Here is a 21,097-nt window from a genome sequence, read left to right as displayed (position 1 = left end):
ACATTCTGTTAAACAGAAATACATTCACCATTCAAAGGAAAATGTAATCGCAAATGGTCAAGGGGAGTGAGAGCGCAAAGTTAATTGGGTATTTAATAAAACTAATGGGTCGTTAGAAAATGATTTCAGAGCAGGGCCAGTTTTGATTTTGTATCAGTTCTTTAATACAGGCTTTTATTGCTGATTTTGCAGCTAAAGCGGCAGGAGATAACTCATTTTCAGCGAGGCTGACCAAATAGTTGATTCGTTCAATTTCAGGGTCGATGACTTTGAGTAACTGCAATTTATGTTTGTATTCTTGTAAACAGGCACTACCAGGGCGGATGCTGGCAAGTTCTAGATGAATAAGGCTGTCCATAAGTAAATGCAAGCCATCAATTTCATATACGATATTTAATTGCCCAATCGAATGATCTAATAATTTCCTTAAACTATGTCGTTGGCGGGGAAGAACTAAGGGGATATCACCGATCTGTTGTGCTTGGATTGTGCCACTGGCGAGACATTCATGCAGCCCATATTTTTCTAGAAATTCCCGTCTTCCCATCAAATACATCTGTTCTTTGACTAAGGGTTGTATTGCCCACTGTTTGTCGATTTCATTGGTAAAGATAATTGCCAGATCAAGCTGACGCGAATTAATGGCTTGAATCAAGTTACCTGAGAGTGTTTCAACAATTTCAAGGTGGATATCCGGGTAGCGTTCAGACATTAATTTCATTAAAGGTATGCCTAATAAAGCAGTAATGGTCGGTGGAAAACCAATGCTGACATGACCTGAGAGCCTTGCAGAATGTGCAGCATCAATGGCAAAGTTGATCTGTCTGAGAATTAACTGGGAATGTTTTAAAAATGCAATACCAGCGGGTGTTGGTGTTACTCCAAAAGCATTGCGCTGCAATAAACGGATACTTAATTCTTGCTCCAGTTTGCTGATTTGTTGGCTAATCGCGGATGCACCCACATCTAGTTTTTGAGCTGCTTTTCCGATGCTTCCTGCTTCAACGACAGTTGAAAAATATTTTATTTGCTTGATTTCCATAATGAATATTTCACTATTTATTCATAAATTATATGCTTATGATGCGGCTAGTCCTGTAACGAATATTTATATTAACAGCGCGGAAGCGAAAGTTGTCTTAAAATTATTCAATATGAGCTTGAAGCATTTCCGTAGCGTAAATTTCAATCGTATTCGCCCTCGTAAAAGCAGCTAATTAACGCACGCATTTTAGTGACTGAAGCTTCCGAGCAGATTTTATTTTTCATCCATGATGTAGATGATTGTAATTCTTCACCGATACTTGCAAGGTTTTAAGCATGGTTTCAGTGTCAGACACATTCTTCAAACAAATGTGACTCTATTTAAAATTTTTACCCATAGTTTCGCTATGGGTTTCTCATTCGCTCAATTCGGTTATAAATCCTTTTATCACCATAAAGTTGATGTCACGATGATTGTTGATTTATGCATTAGTTGGCAAATTTAGGCCTCAATTTCCAGTTCCAAAGCCAAATGCGTCATACGGTTTAGTCTGGAAGATAAATCAATAACTTATTTTTGTGATAATTGAAAAATGCTTGAAATGCCTAATAAAATTTAATTTTTTGCTAAAATGGTAATAAGACGCTTTTTTAGTTTTTAATATTTATTTGATCATCTGTTGTGAATAACCATCCAAATTTTACTGCTTTGAAGAGAAAAAATCGTTAAAACCGTGAGTAAGCTCCCACGGTTTTATTTTAAAGAGGAATGATCAACCAGACAATTGAGTTTTCAATTGATTGGCAAGTTTTAATTATCGTAATTTGGATAATCTGTATAACCTTCAGCCCCGCCACCATATAAAGTTGCAGGGTTTAACTCAGTCAAAGGCAATCCATTTTTTAAACGCGTCACTAAATCAGGATTGCTAATGAATAATTTTCCAAAAGAAAAGAGGTCAGCTTCATTCGACTGCAAATGGGCATTCGCAAGTTGTAAATTATAGCCATTATTGGCTAAATAGGTCTGTTCAAAACGGCTACGAATAGCAGTGTAATCGAAGGGTAAAATATCACGTGGTCCACCTGTAGCACCTTCAACGACATGTAAATAGACGATTCCTAGTTGGTTAAGCTGTTCAGTAATGTAATTGTACTGAAGTTGAGGCTCACTGCAGCTGATCCCATTGACAGGGGAGACAGGAGATATGCGTACACCTGTGCGTTCAGCACCAATTTCTCTGACTACGGCTTGAACCACTTCAAGTAATAACCGAGCTCGATTTTCGATAGATCCACCATATATATCAGTACGTTGGTTGGCACCATCTTTTATAAACTGTTCAAGTAAATACCCATTGGCAGCATGGATTTCAACACCGTCAAATCCAGCAGTAATCGCATTTGCTGCCGCTTGGCGAAAATCCGAGACAATGACTGGAATTTCGTGTAATTCCAATGCTCGGGGTTCGGATACGTCAGTAAACGTATTATTTACAAAAGTCTTTGTGTTTGCCCGAATGGCTGAGGGTGCTACAGGGCTAGCTCCATTAGGCTGCAAATCAATATGGGAAATTCGCCCAACATGCCATAATTGAACAAAAATTTTTCCACCTTTGGCATGTACAGCATCTGTTACTTTTCGCCAAGCATCAATTTGTTCAGGAGTATATAACCCAGGGGTATCTTGGTATCCTTGGGCTTGTGGAGAAATTTGAGTTGCCTCAGAAATAATAAGTCCTGCGCTAGCACGCTGAGCATAATAATCAGCAGCAAATTCGCTTGGCACTAGCCCTTTTCCTGCACGGTTACGAGTCAACGGAGCCATTACAATGCGATTGGCGAGTTCAATATTTCCTAATTGATAAGGACTAAAAAGAGTTTTGTCTGTCATGTCATACCTCTAATATAATAATGTTGATGAACCAAAAATAAGCGTTTGTAAAATTTGTTATCAGGTCTGTATAGGGCATCGAAAGTAAGGCACGTGGTTGTAGCATGTGCATATAACGTTCCATCAGGCCCTACTATTCGCCCTTCAGCAGTCGCTGTTTGACGTCAGACATGGACGATTTTCCCTCTGCTCGTATACGTACCGATTCACTTTGAGTTTGTCTGATTGATATTCACTATTTGTGATCTAAGCAATAATGCTTTGATGCTTTACACCATTGCTTAAAATAGGGATACGGGTTTGATCTGAAGTTATAATTTGACTAACAGAATCTAACAGTTGGATTTGATCAAGTGATAATACAACATCAATTGCACCTAAATTACTGTCTGCTTGCTGTAAAGATTTTGGTCCAATAATCGGAATGGTTCCATGTGTACCTGCCCAAGCAATCGCCACCTGATCAGCAGAGGCATTTAATTCACCAGCAATCGAAAGCACTGCATCTAAAATTGCTGTATGTTGCATCGAGTTTTCTTGCTGAAAAACTTTACCGCCAAAGCCGTCTTCGCGACCTTTTTCTCCTTTACGATATTTACCTGTAAGCATTCCACCACCTAAAGGAGACCATGTCACCATCCCTAGTCCTAGTGCTTGAGAAGCGGGAATTAGGTCTGCTTCAGGCTCACGATAAACTAAACTATGCTGGAATTGGGCCGCTGCAATCGGCACTGTATTTTTAAGTTCAGCAATAGTTGCTGCACGAGAAAGACGCCATGCTGGAAAATTTGATAGTCCAGCATAGAGAATCTTTCCTGCACGTGCCAAATCTTCTAGCCCTCTTAGAATTTCTTCGCTAGGTGTAACATTATCAGGGTGGTGTACCCAGTAAAGATCAATATAATCCGTTTTTAATCTGCGTAAACTTTGCTCAACCGAATAAAGCATTGCTTTGCGGCTATTTCCTTTATGCAGTTGATTGGTGTCATGCGAAGCACCATCGGAAAATTTAGTGGCTAAGACAACCTCGTGACGAATACCTTGTAATAAGTCACCCAGAATTTGCTCTGATTGCCCAAATTGATAAACATCGGCTGTGTCTATGAAATTACCACCTGCATTCAAATATGCATCCAGTATTAATTTAGCTTCTTCTGGTGAGGAACCATACCCCCAGCCAGTACCGAAGTTGCCAGTGCCTAAAGCAATTTGTGAAACATTTAAACCTGTTTGCCCAAATAATTGATAATTCATATTTATTTCCTTTCTTATTCAGAAATTTTTAAAACGACTTTGCCTTTTGCCCGTCCAGTATTTACATATTGGAAAGCATTTTTAATCTCGCTAAATTCATAAGTTTTATCGACTACTGGATTTATTTTCCCAGACTCAACTAACTTTGAAATTTCAGATAACTGTTGGCCATTCGGCTGCATAAACAGAAATGAATAGGTGATATCGCGTTTTTTTGCTTTATGACGAATGGACCAACTTAAAAGCGGAATAACACATTTGAGGAACCAGTTTGCTTTGATTGCTTCAGCAAAAGCACGATCAGGTGGACCAGAAATACTGATAATACGACCACCACGTTTAAGAATATTCAGAGACTTCTCTAAAGTTTTTCCCCCTTGCGTATCTAAAACAAGGTCATAGTCGTTAAGTACTTGCTCAAAATCAGTAGCTTTGTAATCAATGACCGTATCTGCACCTAATGCCTTGACCCAGTCCATATTTTTTCCACTTGTCGTAGTCGCGACAGTTGCACCTAAATGTTTGGCAAGCTGAATCGCAATTGATCCGACACCTCCTGAACCAGCATGAATCAATACTTTTTGGCCTGCTTTAACATTCGCAATTTCGACTAAAGCTTGCCATGCAGTCAACGAAACAAGTGGAAGGGACGCTGCCAGTTCCATAGAAATATTTTGAGGTTTGAGTGCAAGTGATGATTGCTGTACGACCGTGTATTCGGCAAATGCACCATTCAGATCTGTCTTTGCATAGACTTCATCTCCAGCTTTAAACTGGTCAACATTTGCGCCAACTTGAACCACTGTACCTGAGAAATCATTGCCTAAAATAAAAGGAAATTGAACGGGCAGAATTGCCTTAAATTCACCTTCTAAAACTCTTAAGTCGAGTGGGTTAATACTTGCTGCATATACTTTAATGAGTACGTCATTTTCTGTTAGGGCAGGTTTGGATTGTTCGCCCAGTTGTACATCATTGATATTACCGTAATGGGTAATGTAGGCTGCTTTCATCTTAGGATCTCTATTTTTTGAATTTTGTTTTAACGTTTTATCGGCATCATTAAACTTTCAAGCTGCGTTGAATTAATTTATCAAAGACCTTTACTGGGGCAAATTTTCGTAAATTCTTTAAATATCTTGCTGTTGTGCCTGAGGTATAGCGGGGCAGTATATTCTGACTGTTGATTACGGCTAAGATGGTGTTGGCAACGATACTAGGATCATCGGAATTGCGAATTGTTTCTATCATTTGTTGATGCAATTTCTCACGAATTTGCTCATAAGCTGTGACTTGGGCATCTGCTTTAAGTAAGTTCATTCCCAAAGAAGTATTGGTATAAGCAGGTTCAATGAGTGACACGCGAATCCCGTGCGATCTTAACTCATGGTCTAATGATTCTGAATAACCCTCAAGCGCATGTTTTGATGCCGAATAAAGTGCGCCAAAAAAGTTAGTTTCAAAAATAGCTTGAGCTTGCTGCATTGAGCTTTCTTCAGCACCGGCAGGCGCAATAGCAAACCCTGCATTATTGATCAGTACATCAATATGTCCTTCAGTTGAAATCACTTTTTCTATTGCTTGAGCAACAGAATCTTCTTGATTTACATCGAGTTCAATCATTTGAAACTTATATTTCGATGCATTATTCGCACGTCGGCTTGTACCATAAACAGTAAATCCTTCAGCATGTAAAAGCTCTGCCGTTGCTAAACCTATACCTGAAGATGCACCTGTAATCAGAATTACTTTAGCAGCCATATCATGTTCCTTAATCGAATAGTGAGAGGTTATTGCTTGAGCAGTTTTCCTCGTTTTCATCATCATAATCTAAAAATAAAATAGTTACTACTAAAAAGATAGTGACTATTTGAAATTACTCCTGTATTGTTGGTATTAAATTGATAGTTACTATGTGCTGTCATCAAAGGTAGCGCGTAGACCAACCCGAGATACGAATGAATCAGTGAAATTAGGATTTTTATTCTTATGCTGGTTGTTTAGATACAAAGCTTATTTTAGGAAATGAATCATGAGTAATTTGCTCAAAAAGAGCCTGTTTTCAATGACCCTTGCGTTAACAAGTTCAGTTTATGCAGATGTAAATACAGCGATGACCCCGAATTCAGAAGTAACCGTAATGGTAGAAAAACAAGATCAATGGATTAATGTTCCAACTCAATTTATCTCAGCAAATGGTATTAACTTCGCATACCGAGAGTATGGACAGCAAAATGGCGGCACACCGGTGATCTTCTTAAATCATTTAGCTGCTGTGCTAGACAATTGGGATCCACGAATCATTGACGGTATTGCAGCAAAACATCATGTGATTGTTTTCGACAATCGTGGTGTTGGGGCTTCTACTGGTGAACCAGCACAGTCAATTGAACAAATGGCAGATGATGCGATTACTTTTATTCAAGCGAAAGGATTTAAACAAGTTGATTTATTTGGCTTCTCGATGGGCGGCATGATTTCACAAGAAATTGTTCTTAAACAACCCAAATTGATTCGTAAAATGATTTTATCGGGAACAGGCCCCGCTGGTGGAACTGGAATCAGTACAGTTGGACGAGTTTCAAATTGGGATTTGGTACGTGGAATGGCGACTCGCCAAGACCCTAAAGTCTATTTATTTTTTACTCGTACAGACAATGGCAAAGCTGCTGCAAAAGAATTTGTGCAACGCATCAATGAACGTACTGAAAACCGTGATAAAGAAATTACGATTTCTGCGTATCGTGCTCAGCTTAAAGCATTAAAAAAATGGGGTAATAAGAAACCAGTCGATCTCTCCGTTATTCAACAGCCAGTATTGGTGGCGAATGGGGATCATGATCGTATGGTTCCAACGGTAAATACCTATGATTTGGCAAAACGTCTCCCAAATAGCTCACTCATCATTTATCCAGATGCTGGCCATGGTGGAATCTTTCAGTTTCATCAAGATTTTGTAAAACAATCACTTACATTCTTAGCTAAATAAGAACTTAAATTTAGGACAATGACGATGACAACAATTACACACCAAACAGCCGAGACTCAATTCATTGAAATAGATGGAGCAAAATTTGCCTATCGTCGATGGGGTAACGCACATACACAGCAACCGCCGCTATTTTTTCTTCAGCACTTTCGAGGTGGTTTAGACAATTGGGACCCAATCATTACCGATGGGTTGGCAGCAGGGCGAGAAGTCATTTTATTTAATGGTCGAGGAGTAGCTTCATCTACAGGTCAGCCACGCACTCGTATTGAGGATATGGCTGATGATGCCGCCGCAGTGATTCGTGCATTAAATTTAAAACAGGTAGATCTACTGGGTTTTTCACTGGGAGGATTTCAGGCACAGGATTTGGTTCGTCGTCATCCCGAGTTGGTCAGAAAATTAATGCTTTTGGGAACAGGGCCAAGAGGGGGTAAGCCACGTGGCGATGATCCAGATGTGCCGGCTTTAGTATTGAAGCATGCAACCAGCGCAGAGCCTTCTGAACAGGACTTTCTATTTTTATTCTTTGGTCGATCACCAAAAGCAATTCAAGCAGGTCGTGATTTTTGGCAACGCCGCCATCTGCGTAAAGATCAGGATCCAGCCAGTTCAGTTGAAGTCATGCAAGCTCAGATTGAAGCCAATATGCACTTTTTACCGAAGCTTGATGAGCAGGATCCATTTGCTCATTTGCGAGAAATTAAACAACCCACTTTTATTCTTAATGGTGTGGATGACGTGATGATTCCAACCATAAATGCCTATCACATGGCACTGAATATTCCAAATGCACAGCTATTGATTTATCCCGATGCAGGACATGGCGCACAGTTTCAATATCCAGAACGCTTTGTTAAGCATGCAATACAGTTTCTAGATGAGTAATTCATTAGCCCCCCTGAAACACTTAATTTTAAAATTGATAAGCTGAGAAATTAAATGATGAGATTCAAACTATTACTGTGGATGCTGACTAAGTTGCTACAACGGGCTGTGAAAACCAATCCGAAATGTGCAGCGTATGTGAATGACAAAAATGTCACCTTTCAAATTCAGACTGCAAGTGGTGAAGGGCGCTATTTTGAAGTCAAGAATGGCAAGATCTGTTCTCATGCAGGACAAACCGAATCACCCAGTTTTACCTTTACCTTTAAAACAGGCAGTAAAGGTTTTGCCGTGCTATCAGCTAAAGACAGTGTAAATACATTTTTAACAGCCCTGAGAACACAGGATCTTGTGATTACAGGAAATTTTGTGGATGTGATGTGGTTTCAAAGTTTAGTGGACTTTATTCAGCCTCATCCGCAATCCTCTTTGACTGTGTGAGAGAAGCTTATGACTGATCCGCAATTAAAAACCAATCTCTTGAATCAGCCTTTAACATTGCCAAATGGCTTTAGCATTCCAAACCGCTTAGCTAAGGCTTCAACCAGTGAAACCTTAGCCACCTATTCAAATAATCCAACCGAAAAACATGTTCGGTTATATCAGCGTTGGGCTGCATCAGGAATTGGCATGATCATCAGTGGCAATATTATGATTGACCGACGTGCCTTAGGTGAGGCTGGTAATGTTGTCGTTGAGGATGAACGTGATTTTGCGATTTTACAAAAATGGGCAAAATCCGTGACCGAGCAAGGTTCTCAATTGTGGGCACAGTTAAATCATCCGGGAAAACAATCAACGAAAGGGTTAAATGTCCGTACTATTTCTGCATCGGCAGTGCCGTTTGGGCCAGAAATGCAATCTTTATTTGCGACGCCTGATGAAGCTACACATGCAGAGATTATAGATATTATTCAGCGCTTTGGTTGTAGCGCAGCGATATGTAAAAAAGCTGGGTTTAGTGGCGTTGAGATTCATGCTGCACATGGTTATCTCATAAATCAGTTTTTATCGCCTTTGCATAATTTAAGAAATGATGAATGGGGCGGTACGCCAGAAAAACGCCGTCGTTTTTTAATGGAAGTTTATGCAGAAATCCGTAAACAAGTCGGTAAAGAGTTTCCGATTGCGATTAAGCTTAACTCGGCAGACTTTCAAAAAGGCGGATTTACCGAACAAGACTCGTTAGAAACAATTCGGGCTTTAGCCAATGCAGGCATTGACCTCATTGAAATATCAGGCGGCACCTATGAATCTGGTGTAGCTAAAGCGCCCCAAAAAGCATCAACAATTGCACGTGAAGCTTTCTTTATTGATTTCGCAGAAAAAGTAATAAAACTTGTAAAAACACCACTCATGGTTACAGGTGGTTTTCGAACCGTAGAAGGCATGAATCAAGCTTTGCAGTCTCGAGCATGTGATGTTATTGGGATTGCGAGAATTATGGCGATTGAACCTGATGTACCTAAATATTTACTGGCAGGCAAAAATGGTCTTCAGTCGGTGCATCCCATCAAAACAGGCATTAAGAAGGTCGATAATCTAGGTATTATGGAAGTACTTTGGTACACCCAACAATTAAAACGCATGGGTAAAGGTAAAGAACCAAAACCTAGCGAAAGTGGTTTATGGGCATTTATTACATCGGTTTTACTCAGTGGTTGGGGAACTTATGCAACCCAACGTAGCAGAGCAAAATAACCTATTTACTTTACATTAGCCCAATAAAAAGCACGCCAATTGAGTGCTTTTATCTATTTAAATTATTCGTTATTTTTGACTAATTGGACGGGTACCAATTTCGGCACCAGTGATTTGATCAATAACAATTGGTTTAATTTCAGTGCCTTGTTCTGCATCAATGAAAGTCACCATTTTCTCAGGTTGCTCATAGGGTTTATATTTTTTGCCCCATGCGCCTATCACAAATAAAACAGGTAAAAAGTCTTTACCAGCTTGAGTGAGTACATATTCTTCACGTGGTGGGTGTTCTGAATATTGCCGTTTTTCGAGCAAGCCTTCATCGACTAACACAGATAACCGTTTAGTGAGCATTGTGGGAGCAATGCCTAAGCTTTTACGAAACTGGTCAAATCGAGTAAAACCTGCATGTGCATCTCTTAATATCAGCATGCTCCATGAATCGCCAAGAACTGAAAGACTTCTAGCGATTGGACAGACCTCAAGACTGGTATTTTTACTCATAAGAATTAATAAGTTTAATTGTAACTACTAAATGAATAGTAACATGTTTTCTTCATCAGGCATACGTTATTAAAATGATTAGAGGCGGTACTAGATTGGCACTGTGTCAATCTAGTACAGTCCCAATAAGCATATGCAGATTATGAAATTCTGTCTCTTATTTAAAGATCTTTTGAAAAATTATCATCATTAAAAAAAAGTCCATCTATGTAGATGGACTTTTTACAAGGAAATTTTATTTGTCGCTAAAGAAAACTTAGATGTCGTCTTACGCGTTTTCGTCATGCGACACATTGTTTGTCATTTCGAGTTTATTAACTTCAAAGACTTGAGTGTGGTTGCGACGCACAATGACATTGATCAGCGACACAACCAATGACATTTTGAAGCTAAAGCGACACAACTGATGTCATTTTGGCAATTTTTAATCTAATGCGTATGGTATATTTTTATAGAGGTGGGATGATAACTCATGGCTAGGAAATTTCTTAACAGCTTTTCTCCATACTCGTCTTGCATTTTTATAATCGCCATTATTCCAATGTATGCCTCCCATATTAAACCAAGCTAATGCATACTCTGGATTTAAGGAGATTACTTTTTTATAAGCATTAATTGATTCTTTTGTTTTGCCTAACTTTTCATAAGTTGACGCTAATTGAAACCAACTCAAGTCATCAGGTTGGATATTTAAAGCTTGTTCTAGTAAGAATGGAAGACTTTCTTCCGGACGATTGAGAAATAGTAATGCTGTACCTAAGCAATACCCGAATTCACCTTTTTCTAGATCATAAGCCTTTCTAAAACAGTACTCTGCTTCATTCCAATTGCTATTGTCCTGTGCCCAATGACCAAGTCTATCCCAAAGAAATGCAGCATCTTCGGTTTGAATATATTGAATTATAGATTCAAAATGAGACTTAAACGCAGAATAAGTGAATCCGATATTTACGGATTCTGAGCGTAAATAAAATTGATTCAATAACCATTCTCTAACTCCATATGGGCAATTAGGATATTTTTTTAGATATCTATCCCAAAATGAGATACTTCGTTTGGCATTGTCAATATCATTACGCCCAAATAATGCAACTTGTTGAGCGCACCATGACCATATCCATTCCCCGCTACTGGCTGTGTTACTAAGTAATGTATTGATCTCTCGAAATGCTGAACGACCTTCTTTTAGATTAAAAAGAGCATTAACTCTCCAGCCTAAAACTGAGAATTGTTTCTCAGTTGTTGGTTCATCAAAAACTATTTCATCAAAGTGTTTTAAAGCTTCCTTGTATTGACCATTCTTCAAATAGAAATTGCCTAAAGCAAAATTAGCTTCTGGAAGGTGGTTATTGAAAGTAATGGATTTTTTATAACAAATAATAGCTTCAGCTTGATTTCCAATATTGTTATAACTTGAACCTAGATTTTTATAACACATAGCTAGTAGCTGGTTATCATTATGACTCAAGTCATCTATAGCTTTCTTATATGCAATGATTGCATTTTCATTAATATCTAGTACAGAGTATCCATTTCCAATTGAGTATAAAAGACTTCCAGTACTGAATTGTCTAGTTTCTAACTTGGATTCTAGATAGGTAATTCCTTTTTGAATTCTATCAATATTAGTTTTTTTCTGTGCCATACCAATATTAATTTCAGCCATATAGCAAAATACAAGTGCATTATGCTCTGATGGAAAAAGTGCTAGAAATCTATCAAAAGCATCACTTATTATTTTATCTTCACCACTGTCATAAAGGGTTGAAAGTAAAGATATTGCAAGTTCTTGATCTTCAGGAATGTGCAGATCAAAAGGTATTGTTTTTATTGTACTAACCATCTCAATAGGAGACGTAGTAATTTGTTTAATTCTATTATTTCTTAGTGCATTAGAATTAGCTTTTGCAAGTTTTGCTAGGGATTCTAACCTTTGAACAGTAAGTGAGTCAGTGAAATTTACAGTAATAGTTTGTTGGGTCGTCCATTGTTGTTGAGAATGTTCATATTGGCGTAGTACAGTATCTGCATAACAAAATTTCAGGGTATTTGTTGGAATGTGATAGCAAACAAAAAATGAATATCGTTGAGAGATTAGATAGTTCAGATTAGTTCTGCTTATATCTATGCTGATAGAGCCATCTTTATTCAAAGCTTTTTTAGTGCCCTTTAGCTGAACATGGATTCTAACGTTTGTAGCATTTCCATCATTAACTACTTCTAATTGACAGTCTGTACCATAATCCTGCGTATCCTTTTGTTGGATCATGAAACATTCAGATTCATCTATACATTTTTCAAAAGCAGCTACAGCTTTGCTCTCTATAATATGATTTGAATGCCTTTTAGGTAAGTCATCTAAATATTTCATTTCACGACCTATTGGATTATTGGTTTAAAGTAGATATTCATTTTTGAGTTCATTAGCGGAAATAATATTTATAGAAACTTCTCCGCTATCATAAACTTTACGTATTAATCCAAATTTAACTTCTTGTGGGACAGCAAAAGCGAGTAATCCCTTTAGCTTATATTGAGGCATACCAAATACGGCATATCTCTCTTTGTCTGGTAATTGGTTATGATAGAGTTCAGCATGTTTTTTAGAAAAAAATAAAGGAATATCTGCTGGAGAGTTTTGGGGAAAAGCATTATACGTGCCAGTGCCCATAGTAGAATTATTGGAAAGTTCGCCAATAAACCAGAAAGGTTCACCTGTACAATTTGGTTCAGGAATTAACTTAGTTTGTATGTTACTAGCTAATAGTTGAGGAATTGTTGGAATATCTTCTCCATTTAATATGAGAATGCCATGTCTTTCTGCAACTAGTTTTGCCCCAGATTGGAGCCCAGAATTAGAGATAATTACCCCTACAATATTTTCCCCAATATTTTTAATTTTTTGGTGAAATTCTAAAATTTGACCTTGACTGATTGGTTTTTTCCAATCTTTGCACTCAATAGCAACTCTATGTCTTACTCCAACTTTAATAAACTCATAATAGATATCAATTTCATATGATTCTCCAGAAGAAAGACGAAAAGTTGTATTTTGTGAAACTTGAACTTTTTCTCCTTTTAAATTTAATAATGTGTTGTAAACGTAATGGATATAACTTTCAAATGTAGCGCCAGATTTCAAAATAATCTCGATGTTTAATTTAGATAAAAATTTTTAAGATACACATGTTTTTCATATCAATTTTAATATATCAGATCTTTTAAAAAGCCTTACTTTTTTATCTGTTTTACCAAAATAGTAAGGCTTTATAAGTTCTTGATTCTGTAGGTTAGTGATATGAGAATGACGCATTCCTAAGAGAGAGCTTGCCTCAGCACCAGTAATGTATTCTTCTTTTAGCTTTAAAACTTCAGCTAACTCATTCTTATTGATAAGTTTCCAGTAAGTTAGATCTTCAATGTTGAAGAAGCCTGTATTGCACCAATATTTTTTCATCCAGTTCATGGGACAATTTAATTGCTTTGCTGCATCTACATTGGAAATATAATTTTCGCTATTGAGTTTGTTCTTCAGACTTAATAGAGAGCTAGCTTCAATTTGAACAGATAAAGGGTTGTTCTCATTTTTCCTAAGAATTCCTTTTTGAACAAGTACAGCAACCTTATTGGGGCTGATTTCTAAGAGTGCGGTAGCATTTTTTAAAGAGTAATAATCCTTACTATGCGATATTTCATTTAAGGTATTTTTTTGCCTTCCAGAACGAGTCGGATAACCTTTAATCATAATTAAGTCATCTGGCTTTATATCTTGGACATCAGTCTTTAAAAAAATATTTATTGCAGTTGAATCTATATGTGGACCATTAGTAGGAGTAATACCTAAAGCCCCTAATTTTTCCACTAGATTAGTTGGAGATGCCTTTAGCTGTGTTGCTAGTGGACTAACGAGTATGTAATTTTCTTTGAATTTATTCACCTTTTCTTTTGAATATTTTTTGAAAGCCTGTGGTATTTCATTTGTATTCTCTAATTTGAACCATCCAGCTTTTGCTAGTTTTCTAGCAATGTCATAATTGATATCTAACAACTTAGCAACATCCTTTAATTGCACACTATCATTGTCTACGGGTGCTTCGATGCTAGTGAGAAGTGCAGATTTAGGTTGAGAATATGTATCAATTAAGAAGTGTTCTATGTCTCTGCTAGCAATATCTCCTTTGTACAGTTCTTTCTGTCCAAGGTTCAAAAAGTCATTTTCTATCAATTTCTCAAGCTCAAATCGAGAAATATTTAAGATCAGTTGTATTTCATAATTTCTAAGATTTCTGGAAATACTATTTTCACTAATTCTATATTCTGAAAAATTCTTTTCGGTGATTTTAATATGCTTGTTGAAAAGTTTTTTATGTTTTAGAAATGGTAGCAATAGAATACGTGGATGAGAATTCTCACTTCTATTGTTAATATTTTCACTTAATTTTATGGCAGAAGTCTCTGGGTCAGAAAAATATTCATATACTTTAAAAAAAATATTTTCATTTGTATTGGAATTATCATCTTTTAAGAAAGAATTGAATGCTTTCCAGCATGATGCAAAATCTGAAAAAACTTTATTTGAACTATGAGTTAATATGTCAAGAAACCAATAGACACTTTCCATTGATTTTACTTTCTGTACAGGTCCTTTATCTAATTTAAAACCGCAGCGAGAACAGTTTAGAACTCCTGTTTTGGGGAGAAGAAAATTCTTACATTGAGGACAAGAATAAATTAACAAACAAGAATGTATTGGACATGCATGTATAGGCTTTAATGTCCATATTTTTCTAAGATATGCTTTTTCAGAAAGACAAGTGGGACAGTAGCGTAAACCTTCTAATTCTAATAATTCATGGGGGACTTCAATTGTTCCAATCATTATAGGAGATCTATTGGTTGGCCTTGATCTTTTAAAAGCTAGAAATTTATAAGAACTATCAAGATTTAATGCTTCTAAGACTTGAGTGAAGCGTTTCATATCAGAAATATGATAATTCAAAGACTGACGAATGATAGATTTATACTTTTCTTTGCCTATTAAATTAAAAATTGAACTATGTGCATTGAGTTCTGCTGTTCTTAACAAGAAACTCATTGGTGACTCATCTTCATGAGGTATTGCTTGTATTAAAAGAGGATTTCGCATAATTCTGACTATTAAATTAATGAGATGATTTGTGAAATGTTCATTTCAAATGGATTTTTATTTTGTTTGCTAATGTAGAGCGTGATGCCTAATTTCCATGCATAACTGAAATCAAGGGGAGTTATTACTTGCCTATTATCATGTAGAGCATGTGCGATACTTTCTCTAATCAGGCTCATTACGTATGAGTGATAGCCTTTTGTTGCTAGTTGAATTTGCATGCCTACGAGCTGGCTATTTAGAGGTGGTGAGAAAGTGATATTTTGCTTATTGAGTGTTCTTGCAACTTCAGCAAGAAATGCAAACATGCTCCCGCCATTTGAAGGATCAACAGTTAATGGATTAAGGTGGTAAATGAATGGGAATCTACGAGCAATTTGGCTATCAACTTGAAGTAGTGGGACAAACTCAGGTAAGCCAACTAAACAAAAACTAATTCCAGTTCGGTTTACTAGAGTTTTAAGCCAATTTCCAGTAGTTCGATTCATTCTTGTAGATGTCGGTTTACGCTCAAATAAATGGTGGAATTCATCTAAGAATATAAGCTTGGTTTCGCATTGTGCGAGTAAATAAATCAGTCTGCTAGTTAGGTATTCAGTAGTACCATATCCATTCTCATAAGTTGGATCACCGAGCTCTTTGAGTATCGTTATTGCTAAGGCTTTAACTGTGGCAGGCGATGGCACTTCTACATAACATACAGGGATGATATTTTTCTTATGATCCTTCTCAATTTTTTCTGTACGAGGCATAAGACTCAAGATTGTTTTACAGAGGGTTGTTTTTCCAAGTCCTCCTTCAGCAAGAAGCATACATCCAACTGGTTCGCTAAATGAAATACTTCTTTTTACGCAATCTTGTATGCCTGTGAAAGCGACCATGAATTCATTGGAAGTGATAACAATATTGTTAATCGATCGAATTTGTTCAAAACGATTCTCAAATTTTTCCATGTTTAAATACCTCCAATGAACCAAATTGATTAATTGGTGTAGGTACATTTATTGTGGAAGCAGGTTGTTCAGCAATATCCTTGTCTTTTGAGAATAGTTGTTCTTCGATCCTCTGTAGCTGCTTCGGAAGTTCAAGAGTAAGTGGTTTCAATCTTGGCTTTCGTCTCACAAGATTAGTTTGAATCTCATGCATAAGTTTATACAGATAATATAAATCGGACATCGGACCAATTTTTTGTTTGTCAGATCGAGATTGGATTTTTTTTAGTTTTTGAACTTCAAGATGGGTTATTCGTGTTAATCCAAATGTATAGTCTTGATTGGTTGAATCTGCTTGAATGACTACATCTTTCTTGTTGGGATCAATGATAAAAACTTCATTTAAATTTAAATCATCTATAAGCACGGTAACTTTTTTTATGCCTTTAGCTTGTAGTGTAGTTAGAGCATGTGAAAAATAACTAATACCATCTACACGTACTTGACCGTGATTAATGCTTCTTTCAATAGGCCTACGGCATAAAATTTTTGCATCTATATCTGTAAGAAAACTAGGTTGTATATCTTCAATGGCATCTTGCCACATAATGATAGGTGAACGTCCTGTCGTGTGATGGATAGATCGGTGATAAACCTCATGAATCCACGTATCTATATATTGTTTTAATTGTTCTAAAGTTAATTGTGCAATTTTACTTGAATTGTATTCACCTCTATTCGTTGGATTGGAAAAAGTTGTTCCCGGTAGTTTTTGTATAATCCCATGTGTGAGCGTACTAAAAAAACGTTCAATATGAGGTTTGTTATTAGGTGTGCCTACTTGGGAAGGAGTCAAAGTAATTTTCAGCTGTTCACATACTCGTTCGAGAGCATTGTTTTTAAACTCCACACCATTATCTGGAATGACGATACTTGGGATTCCTCCTGGTAACTTTTGGTTTGGCCGAGTAATCATATCTTTGATGACTTCTAATGTAGTTGCAGCACTAGGGGGATACATATTTATATAAGTGCCGACAATGGCTCTAGAGTAGATATCAATTGCACATGCGAGAAATGGTCGGCCTAAAGCAAGTTTCGTCTTCGGATCAATAACGATTAGATCTAAATAGTGTGTATCAATTTCGACCATATAAAGAGCAAAAGGACTAACAATACTTTTGCCAGCAGCTTGAAATTTTTTCTTCGCTATTCGGGACCCTTTTTTCATTTTAAATTCAATATAAGGATCTAATTTTTTGATATGTCGCTGGATACTACGAAGTGTTGGTAACTGTTCTAATGGGATGCCTTGTTCCATGAATCGACTAAGCATATAGGCAAGTACGTCTTTACCACTTCTGTATTCAGGCTTTAAATAAACTTCATTAATTGCTTGATTTAGAATTTGATAAATTTCAGGAGGGAATCTTAAACTACGATTACCTGAATATTTATTTTGTAAGCACAGTTTATTCTGAGAAGAATTTCTATATTTATTGATCCATCTTGCCACAGTACGGCACGAAGGTGGGTTAAGGTCATTAATGTTGGAAGCTATCTGGGGGATTAATTCGGAAAGCAGCTTAATACTTGTAGGGTGCTCCAATAGTTGTAATGCATTGACAACATAGCGCTCTTTGCGATGAAGTTCTGAGCTATATTTGGGGTTGATTATGAGTTTCTCAGGTGCAAATACACATAAAATTTCACCTAATTTATAGCGGCTTTCGAATTCGGTGGGTGTTATTGAAAATGATTTTCCACCAGCTATAGCAGCATATCGAATAGCATTATAGGTTATAGATCCGATTTCAAAAATATAGTCGGGATGTGCTTTAAAATAAAAACGAAAACCAGATTGAGGTATAAAAAGAGAGTTTTCCATATTAATAGACCTTTCGACTATTCATATTTTCTGAGCGGAGCTTAATTTTTTTATGAAAAAATAAATAATCAGCTAGTTCTTGTTTAAGACCTATTGATTCAAGTGTTTTGTAGACTTGCTGTGAGGTATCAAATTCTTCGAAATTTAAGTGACGTAAGGCGTAATTGATTTCGAGGGTGTTCCAATTGAATCTATGTCCTCTTTGATACCAGTAAAGTAGCTGCGAAATTTCTGATTCACTTGGTAAGTCTATGTGATCTATTAGCTTAAAAGTAATATCAATCGAGTGGAGTAGATCAGATAGTATTGCAAAGCGATTTAAATCATCTGTTGATAATGATGCTATGGATGGTTTGACTTCATGAACCTCATAACTACCTTTTATTGTTTTAACTAAAAAATCTGGAAAACAATATTGTTCATTGATAAGTAAAATTTTTAATGCTTGTGAGCGATAATTTATGATGTTGGGATTTTGTTCTAAATGTATCGCATGTGCCAGTTCAAGACGGCTTTCTAGTGGTATTGCACCGCAACACTTTTGACTAGGGAAAAGGGAAGTTCGACGACCAAAAGCACCTTGATAGATTTTACGTTGCCCGTGAAGTGTAGCTGCTACATTTGCTGTTGATTCAAAGGCAATCCTGATTTGTTCAAGGATATTTATTTGAATATCAGTTTTTGAAAAAACTTTTTTATAAGACATATCTGTTTATCCAGAAGTAAACCTATTCTCAATAGATATTTGAGAATGAGTTAATCTGTACTATTACGATTGAATAGCACTTACTTGACTGGTGACGATATAGAGAAGATACTATGATTCTCAGGTCTTTATATGCTTCTATATAAAGTCACAAACGGATCCTTTTGGGGTCCGTTTTTTATTGATTTTTGGTTTAGTTTTTCATGATGACTCCATAATAATTTTTTGAAAAATGAAAACTTAGTGGTTATGGTTCGGATCTAAAGATGAGTTTCTTTGGTTTGCTAGCCATGTAGCAACATCTTTTACTAACGCATATTTTCCACGACGATTTGGGAAAGTGAAAATAGGAATAGGAACAGTTTTACGTGTTAATGCTTGACGAAAAGCATCTGTGGTTTTGTAACCTAAAGCAATTCTTAGAGCATCATCAGCTATTAGTGGGCCGTAACGGTCAAATAGTTCTTTTTCTATTGTTGTTGCATCAACGATGAAATGGTTTTGCATAGGGTGTCTTGTATTGTCCTGTCACAACAGAAGCATATATCTTTTAAAAAAAGTTGTGTAGAAAGTAAAAACAGCTCAATCTTTTACTCTATACGAATTTCTAATTTATTGTTTTTAAATTATAAATAACTATAACTAGGATTTTTTTTGAGATTGACTAAAAAATGAAAAATACAAAAATGGAAAAAAGAAGTGAGTTAGATATCGTTCGAGTTTCATTATGGTATTGGTATCTCAGGGTCAATTTATCTAAAAATTCAGATTATCAAATTGAAAAAGTAATTGAGCCAGATGCTTTTAATAAAAATAAGCATGGTGATGCTTATCATAATAATAAATGGCGAGGTTATCGCTTAGGTAAACATACTCCAAGTCCTATACTTATAGGCCAAGCAGAATCTCATGTACAAGGCAGCTCTATGCTTCTTAAGCATACTCTTTGGCAAGTCATGAATAACTCCATTAGTATTGAATCGCTGTTAAGTGATGAGCTTAGAAATCTATCGTGGGAAGTCCAACGTATTCTTTATAAAGCTAACAAATACGATTATGGGAGTGCATTAGTCACGCACCTATCAAAAAGAAAATTACGCCAGCTAGAGTGTTTAGCTGGATTGGATGCATTGGCAGCACAGATAATTTTTTTTAAATTGGCTGTTCAAAGGGAAGAGGATACTTCTGCATTAAGTCAGTCTATTTATAGGACTTTACTTATTATTTGTACTGAACTTCCATTTTTTAATTATCGTGAGCACTTTATTTCCTTAGTTAATTGGAATGTCTTTTCTTTAGTTAGCTCAACAAAGGAAGTATTAGGTAAAAGTGCTGTATATAATTTCTCGAAAAATGTGAGAATTTTGATAAGTCTATTGTTAGCAATGGAAGATAAGGGGATAGTAGGTATTACAAGGAAGGAAAGTATAAAAGCATTATCAGATCTGTTGCATGAAAAACAAGTTTTAACTTTGTTTGAAGGGGTTAATATTTTGACAACAGATGCAATCTGAACAGCTTCGAATGCAAATTATCTTTGAAATTTACATTCGAAATTTTTAATGGGAGCTATTGGATCGTAAAGAATAGGTGGGTTAAAAGCTCTAAATTTCTAGACGCTTAGATAGTTTTTCTTCCGCATACATCTGCTTTAGAGCTAAATTTTCCTGTTCTAACTTATCTAAACGAGTGAGAATTTGCTCACTTACGTCTAAATAGTTTGCTTTCCAGCGATAGAGAGTTGCCACACTAATTTGATATTCCTGACAAACCTGTTCGATAGTGGCACCAGCTAAATGTTTTTTAACAATGCTATTGATTTGAGTTACAGAAAATTTTTGCTTCACATTGAGTTCCTAAACTATCGTTCAATCATTATCCAAAATAAAAAATCAATAAACATATGGAGTTAAATGATAATATCCTATTTTGGGATATTTTAAATTGTAACTGATATTGAGCCATGCGCTCAATACACGATCCTAGGTATCAAGACCTAATTAAGAAACTTATAGAACTCCGAGAGTCTAAACATGTGACTCAGGTTGAACTTGCACGTCTTTTGAATAAGCCTCAATCTTATGTCTCTAAAGTTGAAATTTTGGAAAGAAGACTGGATGTGATTGAATTAATGGATTGGTTGCAAATTCTGAAAGTAGAGCTAACAAGTTTTTTAAGTAACCAAACTTAAATAAAGCGTTATTAATTTTA

Annotated in this window: 20 protein-coding genes; 6 read left to right on the top strand and 14 right to left on the bottom strand. The window is 36.3% G+C overall.

The annotated features are described in order from the left end of the window. Positions 1 to 112: 112 nt before the first annotated feature. The 5 genes from F975_RS12905 to F975_RS12885 form a co-directional block, all read right to left on the bottom strand. Entirely contained in the window at positions 113 to 1,042 is a 930-nt protein-coding gene (locus F975_RS12905) for a LysR family transcriptional regulator (RefSeq protein ID WP_004754027.1), read from the bottom strand. 753 nt (positions 1,043 to 1,795) lie between these two features. Beyond that, positions 1,796 to 2,878 carry an alkene reductase gene (locus F975_RS12900; RefSeq protein ID WP_004754024.1) on the bottom strand — a complete coding sequence of 361 codons (1,083 nt, stop codon included), beginning with the start codon at positions 2,876 to 2,878 and terminating at the stop codon, positions 1,796 to 1,798. A 246-nt stretch (positions 2,879 to 3,124) separates the two neighbouring features. Then, a complete protein-coding gene (locus F975_RS12895; RefSeq protein ID WP_004754022.1) occupies positions 3,125 to 4,132 on the bottom strand; it encodes an aldo/keto reductase in 1,008 nt (335 codons plus the stop codon). Between the two features lie 14 nt (positions 4,133 to 4,146). Further along, the gene (locus tag F975_RS12890; protein ID WP_004754021.1) at positions 4,147 to 5,145 is read right to left on the bottom strand and encodes an NADP-dependent oxidoreductase; all 999 of its coding nucleotides are present in this window, start codon (positions 5,143 to 5,145) and stop codon (positions 4,147 to 4,149) included. Between the two features lie 49 nt (positions 5,146 to 5,194). Further along, positions 5,195 to 5,893: an SDR family NAD(P)-dependent oxidoreductase gene (locus F975_RS12885; RefSeq protein ID WP_004754018.1), complete on the bottom strand. Its 699-nt coding sequence runs from the start codon at positions 5,891 to 5,893 to the stop codon at positions 5,195 to 5,197. A 352-nt stretch (positions 5,894 to 6,245) separates the two neighbouring features. On the opposite strand from F975_RS12885, the gene F975_RS12880 reads away from it, so the two are divergent. The 4 genes from F975_RS12880 to F975_RS12865 are packed head-to-tail and all read left to right on the top strand — an operon-like array spanning position 6,246 to position 9,710. Further along, on the top strand, positions 6,246 to 7,121 hold the full coding sequence (locus tag F975_RS12880) for an alpha/beta fold hydrolase (protein WP_228127441.1): 876 nt from the start codon (positions 6,246 to 6,248) through the stop codon (positions 7,119 to 7,121). Positions 7,122 to 7,145: 24 nt separating this feature from the next. Beyond that, on the top strand, positions 7,146 to 8,009 hold the full coding sequence (locus tag F975_RS12875; RefSeq protein WP_004754014.1) for an alpha/beta fold hydrolase: 864 nt from the start codon (positions 7,146 to 7,148) through the stop codon (positions 8,007 to 8,009). A gap of 54 nt (positions 8,010 to 8,063) precedes the next feature. After that, on the top strand, positions 8,064 to 8,450 hold the full coding sequence (locus F975_RS12870; RefSeq protein WP_004754011.1) for a hypothetical protein: 387 nt from the start codon (positions 8,064 to 8,066) through the stop codon (positions 8,448 to 8,450). A gap of 9 nt (positions 8,451 to 8,459) precedes the next feature. Then, positions 8,460 to 9,710 (top strand): NADH:flavin oxidoreductase/NADH oxidase family protein, encoded by a 1,251-nt coding sequence (locus F975_RS12865; protein WP_004754009.1) that lies wholly within the window; start codon positions 8,460 to 8,462, stop codon positions 9,708 to 9,710. 69 nt (positions 9,711 to 9,779) lie between these two features. Here the strand turns inward: F975_RS12865 and F975_RS12860 are convergent, their stop codons facing one another. From F975_RS12860 to F975_RS12825, 8 genes are all read right to left on the bottom strand, one after another. Continuing rightward, positions 9,780 to 10,214 (bottom strand): winged helix-turn-helix transcriptional regulator, encoded by a 435-nt coding sequence (locus F975_RS12860; protein ID WP_004754007.1) that lies wholly within the window; start codon positions 10,212 to 10,214, stop codon positions 9,780 to 9,782. Positions 10,215 to 10,638: 424 nt separating this feature from the next. After that, a complete protein-coding gene (locus F975_RS12855) occupies positions 10,639 to 12,585 on the bottom strand; it encodes a tetratricopeptide repeat protein (RefSeq protein WP_004754004.1) in 1,947 nt (648 codons plus the stop codon). 24 nt (positions 12,586 to 12,609) lie between these two features. Continuing rightward, a complete protein-coding gene (locus F975_RS12850) occupies positions 12,610 to 13,356 on the bottom strand; it encodes a restriction endonuclease (protein WP_004754003.1) in 747 nt (248 codons plus the stop codon). A 51-nt stretch (positions 13,357 to 13,407) separates the two neighbouring features. Next, entirely contained in the window at positions 13,408 to 15,360 is a 1,953-nt protein-coding gene (locus F975_RS12845) for a TniQ family protein (RefSeq protein WP_034426051.1), read from the bottom strand. Positions 15,361 to 15,371: 11 nt separating this feature from the next. Further along, positions 15,372 to 16,313: a TniB family NTP-binding protein gene (locus F975_RS12840; protein ID WP_004753998.1), complete on the bottom strand. Its 942-nt coding sequence runs from the start codon at positions 16,311 to 16,313 to the stop codon at positions 15,372 to 15,374. Further along, positions 16,300 to 18,180, bottom strand: a complete 1,881-nt coding sequence (locus tag F975_RS12835) for a Mu transposase C-terminal domain-containing protein (protein WP_004753996.1) — start codon at positions 18,178 to 18,180, stop codon at positions 16,300 to 16,302. The genes F975_RS12840 and F975_RS12835 overlap by 14 nt, the downstream gene beginning before the upstream one ends. Before the next feature lies 1 nt (position 18,181). Continuing rightward, a complete protein-coding gene (locus F975_RS12830; protein WP_004753994.1) occupies positions 18,182 to 18,886 on the bottom strand; it encodes a hypothetical protein in 705 nt (234 codons plus the stop codon). 240 nt (positions 18,887 to 19,126) lie between these two features. Continuing rightward, complete coding sequence (locus F975_RS12825; RefSeq protein WP_004753992.1) at positions 19,127 to 19,393, bottom strand: hypothetical protein; 267 nt, start codon at positions 19,391 to 19,393, stop codon at positions 19,127 to 19,129. A 164-nt stretch (positions 19,394 to 19,557) separates the two neighbouring features. Here F975_RS12825 and F975_RS12820 point away from each other — a divergent pair, with 164 nt between their 5' ends. Then, positions 19,558 to 20,400, top strand: coding sequence for a hypothetical protein (locus tag F975_RS12820; protein WP_004753990.1), 843 nt, complete (start codon positions 19,558 to 19,560; stop codon positions 20,398 to 20,400). Positions 20,401 to 20,490: 90 nt separating this feature from the next. Here F975_RS12820 and F975_RS12815 read toward each other — a convergent pair whose 3' ends face one another. Continuing rightward, positions 20,491 to 20,733, bottom strand: coding sequence for a transposase (locus F975_RS12815; RefSeq protein ID WP_004753988.1), 243 nt, complete (start codon positions 20,731 to 20,733; stop codon positions 20,491 to 20,493). A 116-nt stretch (positions 20,734 to 20,849) separates the two neighbouring features. On the opposite strand from F975_RS12815, the gene F975_RS12810 reads away from it, so the two are divergent. Further along, complete coding sequence (locus tag F975_RS12810; RefSeq protein WP_004753985.1) at positions 20,850 to 21,077, top strand: helix-turn-helix domain-containing protein; 228 nt, start codon at positions 20,850 to 20,852, stop codon at positions 21,075 to 21,077. Positions 21,078 to 21,097: the final 20 nt, after the last annotated feature.

This window comes from Acinetobacter brisouisimilis, from assembly GCF_000368265.1.
In the GTDB taxonomy this organism is placed as follows: Bacteria; Pseudomonadota; Gammaproteobacteria; order Pseudomonadales; family Moraxellaceae; genus Acinetobacter.
The sequence above is the reverse complement of the archived record's forward strand: the minus strand, read 5'-3'. Positions and strand labels throughout refer to the sequence as shown.